Source organism: Cryobacterium sp. N22 (assembly GCF_002929555.1).
Lineage (GTDB): Bacteria > Actinomycetota > Actinomycetes > Actinomycetales > Microbacteriaceae > Cryobacterium.
The window spans coordinates 12010-25883 of record NZ_PJJP01000023.1 but is presented as its reverse complement, the minus strand read 5'-3'; the positions used below and the strand labels follow the sequence as shown (position 1 = coordinate 25883).

The window sequence follows — 13874 nt, the reverse complement described above, 5'->3', positions numbered from 1 at the left end:
AAGGTCGAAGAAGTGGAGACGAAGATCGAGGAGCTCGGCGGCATCCGCGGCACCGCCGCCCGCAGAGCCGGAAGTCGCATGGTGGTCCGAGTACACCAACGACTGAGTAAAAAAATTCCGCACCGCGTCCAACGCAAGCGATGGGGGCGTTTCTAGTTGTGAGCGACGGTGAGTCCGGTGACTTTGGTGAGTTTGAGCCTCTGTATAAATGCGTTCGCCGGAGTCTAAAGCGAATATAGAGCGAATCTAAAAAGGCTCGGGCCTCATGAACCGTTCCTCTGGCCGGTTGTTGCTGGTCAGTGCCCATACCCACGCCGCGCAGTGGCCGCCGCGAAATCGTCCAGCGCGCTCACGATGGCCGGAGCCACCCACATCCCGCGACGGCCGGTGGCCGGCCTCGGCTCCAGCACGCCGAGCTCCACCAGGCGCCGCAGATGACCGTGGGCGTTAGTCTCGTCAACCCCCAGGTGCCCAGCTACGAGTTCCGCGGTCACTACCGGTCGCCCACTCACCAACTCAAGCACCTTGTGGATCCCCGAGTCACTGCGCCCGGTTGCTACCTCGCTCCAACCGGCGGTGACCACATCCACCGCGGCACGCAAGCGATCAGCTTCATGCAACGCCTGGATGACAGCTCCTACGAACACCTTGACGATCGACTCGATCTCACCGTGCCGGTAGGACGTGAGCGCCGCGATGTACTCGTCGGGGCTCGCGAGGAGACCGGCGGAGATCGGCACAACGCCGATGTACTTTGTGAGCTCTTGCCGGAGTAATGATGCGCCGATCCATGCGCGGCCCACCCGGCCATTCCCATCTGTGAATGGGTGTATGGATTCGAACTGGGCGTGGGCGACGGCAACCTGCACGAGCCGCGATAGGTTGCTCCGTCGACTGAACATCGCGACGTCTTCGACGCATGCGGCCGCCCAGAGGTGCCCCGGTGGCAGATAGACCGCTGCTATTGGACTCTCTCCGCCGATCCAGACCAACTCTTGGCGGAAATCGCCGGGTGTATGACGTGGCTCAGAGGCCATGAGCACCCTGTGGACTTCACGTACGCTGTCGGAGTCCATAGTCTGAGCCATGTCCAGAGCGCGCTCGACAGCCACGACGTTGGCAGCGACAAGCGTGGCGCTGCGGCTCTCGGTCGCACAGAGTTCAGCTCGCAGGAAGTCTTCGGTGGACGCAATGATTCCTTCCAACCGAGACGAGGCAGCGGCCTCAGCGCGGATCAGCAACGGTCGTAGCCACGGCCGTTGAAAGCCGAACCCGAAATCGAACTGCGCTGCGAGCATGACCGCGTCCTCTACCAGCGCAGTCGTCGCAGACGCGATCCGCGGATCTAGTTCGTTGATCCACGCCGGCGTCGAGAGGACGATCCGATGCGTTGTGCCACCGGCGTCAGTCCACAGTGCATCTGCCTCGCCGGCGGCGGGCCAAGCGGATTGCGGTCTGGGTTCAGTCATCTCATAATTCACCGGCCTCATTTTATGAGCGGTGGGTGCGGGTCACAATCTCAGGACCTGTGTACGATGCGCTCATGGATGACGACGGCGGGTGGGCAGCGCTTTAATCGCGAGGTCTGAGGTCTGCGGCACGGTCCGCCGGCCCTACTGGGTGTGCGCTCAGTGCGGCGCGGTTCGGCTGGCCTAGTCTCGGTTCGCTCGATCGATCGCGGCGATTCTTTGTTCCTGGGTCAGAACACCTGCGAATGGCGAGTTCTGCCGAAGGTTACGGCCGAGCTCGCTGTCTTCGAGCATGCCGCTGATGAGCCCTTCGACAGGGCCGGCCAGCAGCTCTTCCCAACGGCTCACCCAGGACTGCCCGATTGGCGAGGTCAGCCTCTCACGCAAGCGGTCGAGGTTCGATGGAACCACCGCGAGGACGGCGACGGGATCGGCGCGGAGTTTGCGAGCGACGGCGACGTGCAGCTCCATCGTCACCCGCTCCTCGCGCCGGGAGCTCGGCAAGGGCTCCTCAACCACTCTGCCGTCGCTTGCCGCGGCTGCCAGCACCAGCTCGATATCGCCGTCGTGCAGAGTCCTAGCCGCCGTTCGCCCCTGGAACTCCGCAGAGGGCGCAGCCACGAGCCATGCAGCCGCGTCCCAGGGATCGTCGCAAATCGGCCTGATCAGCCGTAGGACTTCCGGTAGACGTGGCAGGGTTTGGCCGGCCGGTCCGAACTGAGCAGCGGGGTAGAGCATCTCACCTCCGTCTGCCGTCGCCACGCCGAGGATCTTCCCTGCCGCTGTCCAATGCTCGATGGTCTGGAGCGTGACACCGAGCCACTCTGCGAGACCGGACGGGTCGTAGAACGGTCCGACCAGCTCGTCCCATGGGTGGCCGGCTGCGGCCTTTGGCGACTTGTGGTCCATCGTTGGAGCGTAGCGCTGCCTTCTAGTCGGTGGGAGGTGTCGGGCCGACCCCCGGCTCATCTTCCGGCGTGGTGCCGTGAACTTCCTTGGCGAGCCGGTGAAGCTCCCTGGTCTCAGCCTCGAATCCAGGCTTCCCCATGTTCTCGAAAGGGCTGGTGCCTGCATGCCGGAGGTGGAGCCTATACATATCGTTCCGAAGAGCGATCCCATTCGTTCCTACGCGGGCAGAGTCGAGGATCTCGTTCAACATCTGAGCGTCCAACGTGTCGCCGAACAATGCTCGCATGTCTTCAATCTCTTCCTCAGAGGCGGGGGCGACAGGCCCCATGGAGTCTTGCAGAGACGCTTCGATGTGTTCGCCGAGGCGCAGCTGCCAGCCGATCTGGTGAACGCGCTCGATGACTGCGGCGAGGGGAGCAGCATCTGTATCGCACTCAGGAGATACAGATGCACCCTCCGGTGAGACATCGACGTAGAAACCCTTCTGCTTTAGGACATTGTGGCTGTGCGCCCATGAGTCAATGCTTCCGAGTAGGACCGCATTCTCCTCAGGATCTGAGGGCTCGCTGCCGAACCAATACTCTTCATCCACGAGGAAGTCGTGAACCAGCCTGAGCTTCTTAAAGTGTTCCCTCCAGAGCTTCTGTAGCCAATCGTTGACGAAGGGCGCCCCTTCCTCCTCGTGGGCGATTCCGACCTGCCGTTGATGAATGGCGATGGCCTTGCCGGACTCTTCCAGGCCCAGAATGGCCAGAGATTTGGCGAGCCCGGTGCTGCCGCTCTCCAACACGCTACCTGCAGCCGACAGCAGCCGATCGGCATTCGCGAGCAGGGCGTCCTTAAGCTCGACGACCTGCTTGGGTGTGAGCTCGGGAAGCTGGGGGGTGGCCATGGGATCATTCTGTCGGGCGCGTTGCCGGCGCCGGTGCGACGCGCGGCTGAACGTGTGCCAAATCTGATGTCCGGAATCTATGTACCATCAGCCATGACCATGGCCGAGCAATACCGCCTAAGCGCGCGCACCGCAGCCGAAGCGATCCACCGCGAGCTGGAAGCGGGGGACCGGGACTTCGCTTTTCGCTTCGTGTTCCAAGCGATCTCCGACATGCGGAAGGCATGCGACGCCGTCACCGACTTCCTGGTTCAGCCATCGACGACAGGCTCAGTGACTTGGGACACCTTCTTGGCGACGGCTGTGCGCTGGGAGCGCGAGAGGCAAGGCATCCCGGCGCCCGAGTGGACTGACGTGCTGCCGCTGGACGACGACTGGGTCGTGTGGCCGAGTGGCGAGCCTGGCGCCGAGTGGGCTGCCCGGATACGGGCGCGAACCCCGGCGACTTTCGCCGCCCGCCGCATCTTCGTCACCGCGCACGACTTCGATTCGGCCTAGGTCGTCTGGAATACTCTGGGGCTAGGTTTACGCAGGATGCAGAGTATGGAGGCTGAGATGACGACGAGGACCGAAGCCACCCAACGCGCTGTCGAGGATGCTGCCGCGGTCCTCGGCCAGCAGATCCACCGTGCGCGCCACGACCACAACTTGACCGCCGGCGAGCTCGCGGCCCGGGCCGGCGTCACAGAGAGCACCGTCCTCGCGGTCGAGGCTGGCTCCACGGGAACGCCCATCGGCGCAGCGTTCACCCTCGCCGTCGTAGCCGGTGTCCGACTCTTCCAACTCGGCGACTACGACCTGATCACTCAGGAGCGCATCCGTGGACAGCAGGAGCTGGCTCTGCTCCCGCACCGAGTCGCGCGTCGCCGGATCGACGTCAGCACTGACTTCTAGCCCCTAAGCCATAACGAGGACCGAGGAGATTATGACTTAGCGCCCGAAGTCATAACAGCCCGGCTCCCGGAACCAGCATAGGACCCTCCGAAGCGCGACCCGCGCGGCTTCGGAAACGGAACCAGTCCCATGCTCACCACCCCGCCGATCCTCCTGACCATTCCGCAGGCCGCCGAGGCCCTCGCGGTTAGTCGGCACACAATTTACCGGCTCGTCAACGACGGGCTTCTGCCCGCCGTACAGATGGGCGCCGGTACCCGGTCCATGATGCGGGTGCGGCACGCCGACTGCCTGAAGCTCGTCAACAAGCTGGCCACTGCGCCGGCGCTGCGCTAGGCGAACTCGCCGGGCTCCACCTCGTCGAAGAAGGCCGTCAGATCGTGGCTGCGGGCACTGAGGTCATCGCCGTAGACCCGGGCAGTGAACGCCAGGTCCCGGTGGCCGGCCATTACAGAAACGCTGAGAGGGTCAGCACCCCTGCGCAACAAGTAGGAAATCGCGGTGTGTCTAGCCGCATAGAGTGCCCTGTGCTCGACCCCGGCCTTCTTACACAGGGCCTTCCACAATGTCGTGTCGGTGGCGGCGAGCAACGGGTCGCCGCTGGGAAGCGTGAAGCAGAGATCGTCCGGCGGCACGCTGTACTTCGCCGCGCGGGCAATGTGACCGCGAGCCTTCGCGAACGCGAGCCGCGCCGCCCCAGCCTCCCGCCAGGCGACCTGCGCCGGCGTCAGTGGGAACGCAGCACGCTCCAGCTCCTGCTGGCGCTTCGCCGCGCGCATCGCCGCCAGCGCCCTCTGGCCGAGCTTGAGAGTGCGGTGGCCGGCATCGGTCTTCGGCAGGTTCTTCCAGACAGGCCCAACTTCTGCGCCGGCGTCGTCACCCTCGATGCGCAACCGCTGCAGCTGACCCTCGATCTTGACCGTCCCCGCCGCCAGGTCCACCCGGGACCAGCGAAGCCCAGTCACCTCGCCGGGGCGCATCGCCAGCTCCAGTGCTAAACGGTGCCGAGCCTCCCACCGGGTGCCGGTCATCGCTGTCAGTAGTTTCGCCCGGTCCACATCGTCGAAACCCTCGACGCCCTCACGCTCTTCGACGAAGGCCGTCGGCAGCGCGAGCCCGCGTGCCACGTCCACCGTCACCCACCCGTGCTGCTTCGCATACTTGAATGCGCCGTACACCACCGCGCGCGTGCGCTTGATCGTCGAGAGCGCGTACCCGGAGTCCGCCATGCCTCTGTATAAGGCGCTGATCTCCTCCGAGGTCACTTGATCGATCTGCTTGCCGGTCAACTCCTCGCCGACATACTTCTTCAGCGCGTACTCGTAGTCGGCGCGAGTCGATGCTCCCACGCCGTACTCCACCATGAACGCAAGAGCCGCATCGGCAAGCGTGTGCCGAGGGCCGGCCACCACCTTCGGGACGGGCTTCTGCAGGACCTCCATGGCCAGCCGAGCCGCCAGCTCACTCGGATACCACTTCGTGTAGCAGCGAACACCGTCGATGCTCTTGACCCCGCGCCACGCGATCGGATTGCCCGCTGCGTCCTTCTTCGTGCGGAAGCCGCCTGCGCCGTTGGGCCGTTTGTCTCTAGCCATATGCCACGGTACCAGCAGAGTGCCACAACGCGACGGAAATCGTGCCCCAATGATTTGCCACAATATGATGTGGCACAGGACGACACTGGCAGACAATATGTGTTGTCAGGCCAGCCAACTTCCGCATGATTACAGGAATGTGCGACACCCGTAGACACCGACAGACACGGCCATGTGTACCGTAGAATCTGCCATGAGAGCCATGTTACCGAGAAGGGCCGGATGCCGCCCATCGGCGGGCGGATCAGTCGCCGGGGCGCGCCGTGCTCGAGCGCACGATCAGCTCGAACGGCATCGGGGTGTTCAACGCCGCCTGGTCGTGCTGGCCGGGGTGCAGCTGGTCCATCAGGATCTCCACGGCCTTGGCGCCCTGGCCCTGCGGAAACTGCGCGATGGTGCTCAGGCCGAAGAAGTCGGCCAGTTCATGGTCGTCGATGCCGATCACCGAGACGTCTCGCGGCACGACCAGGCCCAGGTCCCGTGCGGCCAGGATGCTGCCGATCGCCATCTCGTCCGAGGCGGCGAAGATCGCCGTCGGCCGGTCGTGCGGGCTGCCCAGCAGCTGCTTGGCCGCCTGGTAACCGCCACGGATTGTGAAGTCGGCCGGTTGGAACAGCTCGGGGGACACGCCGATGCCGGCGGCCTCCAGGGCGGCCTCGTAGCCGAAGCGCCGGTTGGTGGGCAGGTGGAAGTCGAGGTCGTAGTCCTTGGTACCGCCGATGTGGGCGATGCGGGTGTGGCCGAGGGCCAGCAGGTGCTCGGTCGCGAGCCGGGCCACGGCCGCGTCGTCGATGGTGAGGGTGCGCACGCCCGTGATCGGGCCGCCGACACCCACCAGCGGCTTGCCCAGCGCGTGCAGCCTGGCCACCTCGCTCTCGGTCAGTTCCAGTGAGATCGCGATCACGGCATCCACCCGCTGGCGCAGCAGGAAGTGCTCGAAGACGCTGCGGCGCTCGTCGCCGCCACCGGTGAGGTTGTAGAGGGTGAGGTCGTAGCCGTTGTGCAGCAGTTCCTTCTGGGCGCCCTCGACGACGCTGGAGAAGAACCACCGGTTGAGGAACGGCACGACCACGCCGATGTTCTTCATACGACCCGACGCCAGGCTGGACGCGTTCGAGGACACCACGTAGCCCAGCTCCAGCGCCGCGGCCTTGACCTTGAGCCTGGTCGTGGGCGACACGTGGCCGTTGCCGCTCAGGGCGCGCGAAACCGTGGCGGTGGAGACGCCCGCGCGACGGGCGACCTCGTCGATTCCGACCATTCGGGTTCCTTACCGGCGTGCAAGAGGGGGTGTGAAGTGATCATATCCACCGGTTTGGCGGCCGGCTGCCCACCCTGATTTCGCACTTGGGCCCTTCGGCTTGTATTCTGTCTGAGCGTCTCCGGTCACGTGGCTACATATGGCCGGGTATGCACTGGCGAGTTACCCAAGCGGCCAAAGGGATCTGACTGTAAATCAGACGGCGTAGCCTTCGTGAGTTCGAATCTCGCACTCGCCACAGCAAGAATGGGGCAAGACCAGCAGTACCAGCACCATCACAACGCGCCGGACCTCCGGCGCGTTTGTGCGTTAACCCACCCGTTATCGCTCTGGCGTACCGTGGGTCAGATGACAGCTTCCGCCACGACCGAACTGCTCGCCCTCGCCCAGGAGACCGCCATGGTCGCCGGAGAGCTCGCCCGTCGCCGGCGAGCGGAAGGCGTGCAGATCGCCGCGTCGAAGTCCTCCCCGGAGGACGTGGTCACGCTCGCTGACCGGGAGACCGAGGCGCTCATCCGCGGCCTGCTCGCGGATGCGCGACCCGACGACGGCTTCTACGGCGAGGAGTCCACCGCCACCGCGGGCACCTCCGGACTGACCTGGGTCGTCGACCCCATCGACGGCACCGTCAACTACCTCTACGGCATCCCCTGCTACGCCGTGAGCATCGCCGTGGTCGAGGGCGACCCCGACCCGGCCACCTGGAGCGCCCTGGCCGGCGCGGTGCGCAACCCGGCCATCGACGAACTGTTCTCCGCGCAGGCCGGCGGCGGCGCGCACCTGAACGGACGCGCGTTGCAGGTGAAAAGCGGGGTGCCGTTGTCGTTGGCCCTGTTCGGCACCGGATTCTCCTACGACTCGGTGCGCCGGACCCGCCAGGCGAAGGTGTTGCACGGCCTGATCAGCCGGGTCCGCGACGTGCGGCGGATGGGCGCGGCCTCACTCGACCTGTGCTCGGTGGCCGCCGGCCGGCTGGACCTCTACTACGAGCGTGGACTGCACCCCTGGGATCACGCCGCCGGGGCCCTGATCGCCTCGGAGGCCGGCGCCCGGGTGGGTGCGTTCGGTGCGGATCGTGCAGGCCTCAGCCTTCTCATCGCGGCCGCACCCGATCTCTACGACGCCGCCGAGCCGTTGCTCGCGAATCTTTTCGAGCAATTTATGGCCGACGACGACATTTGAGAATCATGGCACCGGTAACGGCTCCGTACCCGCTGGATGGCGGGGCAGACGCCCGATCCGCTATCACGCCGGACCCGTCTTGCGCATCCTCCACAGGGAGGGATGCACCCCGTTTTCGGGTGTGATTTGGGTTCATCAAATGGCCATCTCGTTCCCCGCAAGCTAGCCTTTATCTATTCGTTACTTTGGCTCACGTCAAAACGCGAGCCTCTTGCCCTGTTCAACGCGCCGAAAGTACCCGTCCTTTGTCACGTCACACCCCGTTGTCGGATGCCCCCGCAGCCGACTCCAGTGACCTCTCACAGAGCGACCTCGGCCACACCGATTCGACCGCGCCCGCGCCCGCGGCCGCCGAACCGCAACGCGCGCTCACGCGTCGCGAACAGCGCGAGCTCGAGCGCCGCGCGGAGCTCGCCGCCGAACCGGCGCCGCTAGTCGAGCCCGCAGCCACCGAAACCGCCGACTTTGTTGCCGTCTCCGACGTGGAGCCCGAGCCGGTGGCCGAGCTGTCGCCCGAGGCGCACCTCCTGGTCGGTGCCGGACTGGCCGAACCTCAGCTCGAGTCCGTCGTTCTCAAGGAACGCGACCTGGCCCTGCCCGCCGAGCCGGCCTACGAGCAGATCCCGAGCGACGTTTCGCCGAACACCACGACCACGACGATCATCCTGCCGTCACGCGCGGCCCTGCGCGCCCAGCTGCGCGCCGTGCAGGCGAGCGACGACCAGACGCCGGCCGACGAGCCTGCTGCGGCGTCAGAGGCCCGCACGGAGCCGAGCGAGCCGGAGCGCACACTGCCCGCCTTCGTGCCCCGCACCCGAGCCCTGCCGGCCTCCGCCAAGCCCGGTGTGGCATCGGCACGCTCCGGACACCACCGCATGCGGATGCTGGCCACCAAGGGCGGCTCGATTATCGCGATGTCCTTCGTCGCGCTGATGGCCGTCGCCACCTCGATCCCCGCCGACGCCCTGTTGTCCTCCAGCGACGTGCAGGCCGCGGCCCTCGAAGCCCAGAAGCCCACGAGCGGCGCCGAACCCGCCCAGGTCATCAACCTGGCCAACGGCACCGACACCATCACCGTCGAACAGGACAGCTACCAGTCGCAGTCCATCGCCGAGGTCGCGGCGGCGAGCGGCATCCGCATGGAAGACACGTTCAGCAACAACCCCAACGGAACCATCCAGTGGCCGTTCGCGGTGGGTGTGCACGTGGGCGACCAGTTCGGCTACCGCAACTGCGCCGGTTGCTCGGTCAACCACGGCGGCCAGGACTTCAACCCCGGCCTCGGCGCCCCCATCCAGTCGATCGCCGACGGCGTGGTCAGCTTCACCGAGGACGGCGAAGGCAGCCTTGGCGTGCACATGATCATCGATCACATGATCGACGGCAAGCTGGTCTCCAGCGTCTACGCGCACATGATCCACGGCTCGATGCTGCTGAAGACCGGTGACGTCGTCAAGGTCGGCCAGGTCCTCGGCAAGGTCGGTTCCACGGGCATGTCGACGGGCCCGCACCTGCACTTCGAGATCCGCCTCGGCGGCATCACCGGAACCAAGACCGACCCGCTCGCCTGGCTCTACGCCAACACCAACTAGCGCCCTCGCGCCCCAAACATCCCGCGAAAGCGGTCATGTGGCTGCTTCGCGGGCGTTGAAGCGACCACAAGCCCGCTTTCGCGAAGTTCGGGTCAGACGTCCTTGGCGAGGAACGCCTCGAGCAGCGACCGGGGGAGCGGGAACGGTGCGAGGCCGTCCGCCCCGTGCTGGGAGGGCCGTGCCTCCCGGGGCACGACGGGCTCTGATGCCTCGCCCAGTGACACGACCTGGTCGTGCAGGCGCTCCATGTCGATGTCGAGCCGGTTGGCGACGTCGGCGGCCTGCTTGAGCTCGCCCACGAGTGCGGGCGGCACCGCGCCGTCGTACTTGTAGAAGATCTTGTGCTCGAGGCTGGCCCAGAAATCCATGGCCACGGTGCGGATCTGCACCTCGACCGTGACGGGCTGCACCCGGTCGGACATGAACACCGGGATCGCCGCGATCAGGTGCAGGCTCTTGTAGCCGTTGGGCTTCGGGTTCTTGATGTAGTCCTTGACCTGCAGCACGGTGATGTCACGTTGGCCGGTGAGCATCTCGAGCACCCTGTAGGTGTCGGAGATGAAGCTGCAGGTGATGCGGATGCCCGCGATGTCCTGGATGTTCTCGCGGATGCCCTCGAGGTCGAGCGGGTAACCCTTGCGGTTGGCCTTCTTGAGGATCCCCTCCGGCGACTTGAGCCGGTGGCTGACGTGCTCGATCGGGCTGTAGTCGTGGATCGCGCTGAACTCTTCCTTGAGGATGTTGACCTTGGTCATCATCTCGTCGGTCGCGAACTTGTACGACATCATGAACCGGGTGAGTTCGGTCCGGATCTCCCGGAGGTCGCTGGGCCATTCGACAACCTGGTCAGTCACGAGTGCTCCCCTATCAACGGCGGCCCAGCGAACGCCGGTGACCACCTTGAGTCTGCCATCCCCCGCATCGGACTCGCTGGGAGCGAGCTGCGAGCGGGGGAGTGGCGACTGGAGGTGCCGGGCGGGTTGTCAGCCCTGCAGCCAGGCCGTGGTGTCACCCGGCAGCGTGCGCCCGGTGAGGGTCGCGCTGGAGAGCAGCACATCGCCGGCGGGCAGCTCGACGGGCTCGTCGCCGGTGTTGGCGACGACGACGACATTCCCGTTGCGGAATACGAGCACGTCGTCGCTGGGCGACGGCAGCCACTCCACCGAGCCGAAGCCGAGCTCGTGCGCGCGGCGCAGGGCCAGGGCGTCGGTGTAGAGCTCGAGGGTCGAGCCCTCCACGCCGGCCTGCGCGTCGCGGGCCAGGGTGGCCCACTCGGCGGGCTGGGGCAGCCAGCTCCGTGCGCTCGGCCCGAAGCCGTACGACGGAGCGGCGCCTTCCCACGGGATGGGCACCCGGCAGCCGTCACGGCCGTAGCGCTCACCGTTGGTGCGGAACCAGGTGGGGTCCTCCCGCGCCGAATCGGGCAGGTGGATGACCTCGGGCAGCCCCAGTTCCTCGCCCTGGTAGATGTAGCTTGATCCCGGCAGCGCGAGCATCAGGGCGGATGCGGCGCGGGCGCGACGCAGGCCGACCTCGGTGTCCGGCAGGCCGACGGTGTTCGGGCCGATGCCGTGGCCCTGGGCGTTGTCGGCCGTGAGCGCGAGCCTGGACGCGTGCCGGACGACATCGTGGTTGGAGAGCACCCAGGTGCTCGGCGCCCCCACGGAGCTGAACGCGGCGAGCGAGTCGTCGATCACGCGGCGGAGCGCCGGGGCCTGCCACGGGGTTTCCAGGTAGGCGAAGTTGAACGCCTGGTGCATCTCATCCGCCCGCACCCACTGCGCCACCCGCTCGAGCGGGTCGACCCAGGCCTCGGCGGCCAGGATCCGGTCGCCGTCGTACTCGTCGATCACCAGGCGCCAGTCGCGGTAGATGTCGTGCACGCCGGCCTGGGCCCAGTACGGCGCTCCCGCAACGGGGTCCGCCACGACGCCGGGCTCCAGCGCGGTTGTCGCGCCGCCCATGCTGCCGCCATCCGCGGGCGGGGTGTAGTCGGGCAGGCCCTTGGCCTTGATCATGCCGTGGGCGACATCCACCCTGAAGCCGTCGACGCCGCGGTCCAGCCAGAAGCGGAGCACATCACGGAACTCGGAGCGCACCCACTCGTTGTCCCAGTCGAAGTCGGGCTGGGTGGTGTCGAACAGGTGCAGGTACCACTGGCCGGGGGTGCCGTCGGGGTCGGTCGTGCGGGTCCAGGCGTTGCCGCCGAACACGGACTCCCAGTTGTTCGGGGGAAGTTCGCCGTTCTCGCCGAGGCCGTCACGGAAGATGTAGTGGGCGCGCTCTTCGCTGCCGGGGCCGGCGGCCAGTGCGGCCTGGAACCACGGGTGGTCGCTGGACGAGTGGTTCGGCACGATGTCGACGATCACCCGGATGCCGAGGTCGTGCGCGGCGGCCTGCATCTTGTCGTAGTCGGCCAGGGTGCCGAACAGGGGATCGACATCGCAGTAGTCCGAGACGTCATAGCCGGCGTCGCGCTGCGGCGACGTGTAGAAGGGCGACAGCCAGATGGCGTCCACCCCCAGTTCGGCGAGCTGCGGCAGCCTGGATCGGATGCCGGCGAGGTCGCCCATGCCGTCGCCGTTCGCGTCAGCGAACGACCGTGGGTAGATCTGATAAATAACGGCGTTACGCCACCACTCTGTGCCTGTCATGACGGACACACTACGGCATTTTCCGATGCGTGCAAGCGCTTCCACAATCGCGGCCAGCGGATATGGCAGAAGAACTGTCGATAACCACAGACTGGGTTGCCAATCGAGGAAATGGCAGGTATACATGTAACCGCTTGCACAAATTGTCAATGTTGATTATGAAAGGCACACCAATGAGGGTGAAGAAGAATGGCCTGCGCGCCGCTGGCGCGATAGCCGTCGTAGCGTCCCTGGCCCTGGCCGGCTGCTCGGCCGATTCGAACTCGGGCGGCACCACGTCGGAGGCCGACTCCAGCGCCCTGACAGTGTGGGTGGACGCCGACCGCGCCGCCGTGCTGAAGGACGCTGCCGCGGCCTTCACCAAGGAGTCCGGCGTCAAGGTCAAGCTGGTGCAGAAGGACTTCGCGAAGATCCAGGAAGAGTTCATCGCCCAGGTCCCCACCGGCAAGGGCCCCGACATTACCATCGCCGCGCACGACTGGCTCGGCAACTTCGTGAGCAACGGCGTGGTGCAGCCCGTCGAACTCGGCGACACCGCGGCCGACTACCAGCAGGTCGCCGTCACCGCCATGAGCTACGAGGGCAAGACCTACGGCGTGCCGTACTCGATCGAGAACATCGCCATGCTGCGCAACACCGCGCTGGCCCCCACCGCACCGACCACCTTCGACGAGATGACCGCAGCAGGCGTCGCCGCGGGAACCGAATTCCCCTACCTCGTGCAGATCGGCCCGGAGGCCGACCCGTACCACCTGTACCCGTTCCAGACCTCCTTCGGGGCCCCGGTCTTCGGCACCAACGCCGACGGCAGCTACAACCCCGAAGACCTCACCGTCGGCAACGCCGGCGGAGAGGCATTCGCCACCTGGCTCGCCGCCGAGGGCGCGGCAGGCCGCATGAGCGTGAACCTCACCGGCGACATCGCCAAGGAGAAGTTCTACGCCGGCGCTTCGCCGTTCCTCCTGACCGGACCGTGGAACGTGCCGGACGCCCTGGCTGCCGGCATCGACGTGTCCGTCGACGCCGTGCCGTCGGCCGGTGGCCAGGCTGCCCAGCCCTTCGTGGGCGTGCAGGGCTTCATGGTGAGCGCCAAGACCAAGAACGCCATCGCGGCGAACGAGTTCCTGGTGAACTACATCGGCAGCGAAGACGTGCAGACCGCGATCTACGAGGTCGGCGGACGCCCGCCGGCACTGACCGCCGCGTTCGAGGCCGCCAGCTCCGACCCGATCACGGCCGGATTCGGCGCCGTCGGCGCCACCGCGGTGCCGATGCCCAACATCCCGCAGATGGGTAAGGTCTGGCAGTTCTGGGGCGTCACCGAGGCTGCGATCATCAGCAACCAGGGTGACCCCGTGCAGCTGTGGCAGAAGATGACCGCGGACATCGCGGCCGCCATTCAGTAACCCGCACGTGACGCTGCGCC

At 66.3% G+C, this 13874-nt stretch carries 13 protein-coding genes and 1 tRNA gene; 7 read left to right on the top strand and 7 right to left on the bottom strand.

The window, feature by feature from the left end; all coding sequences use genetic code 11:
* Nucleotides 1-296 precede the first annotated feature (296 nt).
* The 3 genes from CXY76_RS03185 to CXY76_RS03175 all read right to left on the bottom strand — a co-directional run bounded on the left by CXY76_RS03185 (nucleotide 297) and on the right by CXY76_RS03175 (nucleotide 3270).
* Nucleotides 297-1481 carry a Fic family protein gene (locus CXY76_RS03185; RefSeq protein ID WP_158253829.1) on the bottom strand — a complete coding sequence of 395 codons (1185 nt, stop codon included), beginning with the start codon at nucleotides 1479-1481 and terminating at the stop codon, nucleotides 297-299.
* Between the two features lie 171 nt (nucleotides 1482-1652).
* Entirely contained in the window at nucleotides 1653-2378 is a 726-nt protein-coding gene (locus CXY76_RS03180; protein ID WP_104162816.1) for a hypothetical protein, read from the bottom strand.
* Nucleotides 2379-2400: 22 nt separating this feature from the next.
* Nucleotides 2401-3270 carry an AbiV family abortive infection protein gene (locus tag CXY76_RS03175; protein WP_104162815.1) on the bottom strand — a complete coding sequence of 290 codons (870 nt, stop codon included), beginning with the start codon at nucleotides 3268-3270 and terminating at the stop codon, nucleotides 2401-2403.
* A 93-nt stretch (nucleotides 3271-3363) separates the two neighbouring features.
* Between CXY76_RS03175 and CXY76_RS03170 the strand changes: the two genes are divergently transcribed.
* The 3 genes from CXY76_RS03170 to CXY76_RS03160 all read left to right on the top strand — a co-directional run bounded on the left by CXY76_RS03170 (nucleotide 3364) and on the right by CXY76_RS03160 (nucleotide 4500).
* Entirely contained in the window at nucleotides 3364-3768 is a 405-nt protein-coding gene (locus CXY76_RS03170) for a hypothetical protein (protein ID WP_104162814.1), read from the top strand.
* 57 nt (nucleotides 3769-3825) lie between these two features.
* Entirely contained in the window at nucleotides 3826-4164 is a 339-nt protein-coding gene (locus tag CXY76_RS03165; protein WP_158253828.1) for a helix-turn-helix transcriptional regulator, read from the top strand.
* A 129-nt stretch (nucleotides 4165-4293) separates the two neighbouring features.
* Nucleotides 4294-4500, top strand: coding sequence for an AlpA family transcriptional regulator (locus CXY76_RS03160; RefSeq protein ID WP_104162812.1), 207 nt, complete (start codon nucleotides 4294-4296; stop codon nucleotides 4498-4500).
* Here CXY76_RS03160 and CXY76_RS03155 read toward each other — a convergent pair.
* Nucleotides 4497-5759 (bottom strand): site-specific integrase, encoded by a 1263-nt coding sequence (locus CXY76_RS03155; protein ID WP_104162811.1) that lies wholly within the window; start codon nucleotides 5757-5759, stop codon nucleotides 4497-4499. The two genes, CXY76_RS03160 and CXY76_RS03155, sit on opposite strands and share 4 nt — an antisense overlap.
* Nucleotides 5760-6003: 244 nt before the next feature.
* Nucleotides 6004-7020, bottom strand: a complete 1017-nt coding sequence (locus CXY76_RS03150) for a LacI family DNA-binding transcriptional regulator (RefSeq protein ID WP_104162810.1) — start codon at nucleotides 7018-7020, stop codon at nucleotides 6004-6006.
* A 156-nt stretch (nucleotides 7021-7176) separates the two neighbouring features.
* Here CXY76_RS03150 and CXY76_RS03145 point away from each other — a divergent pair.
* The 3 genes from CXY76_RS03145 (at nucleotide 7177) to CXY76_RS03135 (ending at nucleotide 9794) form a co-directional block, all read left to right on the top strand.
* Nucleotides 7177-7258: transfer RNA gene (locus CXY76_RS03145), tRNA-Tyr, on the top strand.
* A 110-nt stretch (nucleotides 7259-7368) separates the two neighbouring features.
* Nucleotides 7369-8202, top strand: a complete 834-nt coding sequence (locus CXY76_RS03140) for an inositol monophosphatase family protein (protein WP_104162809.1) — start codon at nucleotides 7369-7371, stop codon at nucleotides 8200-8202.
* 245 nt (nucleotides 8203-8447) lie between these two features.
* Nucleotides 8448-9794 carry a M23 family metallopeptidase gene (locus CXY76_RS03135; RefSeq protein ID WP_146073351.1) on the top strand — a complete coding sequence of 449 codons (1347 nt, stop codon included), beginning with the start codon at nucleotides 8448-8450 and terminating at the stop codon, nucleotides 9792-9794.
* A gap of 92 nt (nucleotides 9795-9886) precedes the next feature.
* Here CXY76_RS03135 and CXY76_RS03130 read toward each other — a convergent pair whose 3' ends face one another.
* Both CXY76_RS03130 and CXY76_RS03125 read right to left on the bottom strand, forming a co-directional pair.
* Nucleotides 9887-10648 carry a GTP pyrophosphokinase family protein gene (locus CXY76_RS03130; protein WP_233199532.1) on the bottom strand — a complete coding sequence of 254 codons (762 nt, stop codon included), beginning with the start codon at nucleotides 10646-10648 and terminating at the stop codon, nucleotides 9887-9889.
* Nucleotides 10649-10777: 129 nt separating this feature from the next.
* Nucleotides 10778-12448, bottom strand: coding sequence for a glycoside hydrolase family 13 protein (locus tag CXY76_RS03125; RefSeq protein WP_104162807.1), 1671 nt, complete (start codon nucleotides 12446-12448; stop codon nucleotides 10778-10780).
* Nucleotides 12449-12621: 173 nt separating this feature from the next.
* Here CXY76_RS03125 and CXY76_RS03120 point away from each other — a divergent pair, with 173 nt between their 5' ends.
* The gene (locus CXY76_RS03120) at nucleotides 12622-13854 is read left to right on the top strand and encodes a maltose ABC transporter substrate-binding protein (RefSeq protein WP_104162806.1); all 1233 of its coding nucleotides are present in this window, start codon (nucleotides 12622-12624) and stop codon (nucleotides 13852-13854) included.
* The last annotated feature ends 20 nt before the right edge of the window (nucleotides 13855-13874 follow it).

Excerpts from the sequence above, each read along its gene's own strand:
- CXY76_RS03180 (WP_104162816.1), bottom strand. The coding sequence starts at position 2,378 with ATGGACCACAAGTCGCCAAAGGCCGCAGCCGGCCACCCATGGGACGAG.
- CXY76_RS03175 (WP_104162815.1), bottom strand. The coding sequence starts at position 3,270 with ATGGCCACCCCCCAGCTTCCCGAGCTCACACCCAAGCAGGTCGTCGAG.
- CXY76_RS03170 (WP_104162814.1), top strand. The coding sequence starts at position 3,364 with ATGACCATGGCCGAGCAATACCGCCTAAGCGCGCGCACCGCAGCCGAA.
- CXY76_RS03165 (WP_158253828.1), top strand. The coding sequence starts at position 3,826 with ATGACGACGAGGACCGAAGCCACCCAACGCGCTGTCGAGGATGCTGCC.
- CXY76_RS03160 (WP_104162812.1), top strand. The coding sequence starts at position 4,294 with ATGCTCACCACCCCGCCGATCCTCCTGACCATTCCGCAGGCCGCCGAG.
- CXY76_RS03155 (WP_104162811.1), bottom strand. The coding sequence starts at position 5,759 with ATGGCTAGAGACAAACGGCCCAACGGCGCAGGCGGCTTCCGCACGAAG.
- CXY76_RS03150 (WP_104162810.1), bottom strand. The coding sequence starts at position 7,020 with ATGGTCGGAATCGACGAGGTCGCCCGTCGCGCGGGCGTCTCCACCGCC.
- CXY76_RS03140 (WP_104162809.1), top strand. The coding sequence starts at position 7,369 with ATGACAGCTTCCGCCACGACCGAACTGCTCGCCCTCGCCCAGGAGACC.
- CXY76_RS03125 (WP_104162807.1), bottom strand. The coding sequence starts at position 12,448 with ATGACAGGCACAGAGTGGTGGCGTAACGCCGTTATTTATCAGATCTAC.
- CXY76_RS03120 (WP_104162806.1), top strand. The coding sequence starts at position 12,622 with ATGAGGGTGAAGAAGAATGGCCTGCGCGCCGCTGGCGCGATAGCCGTC.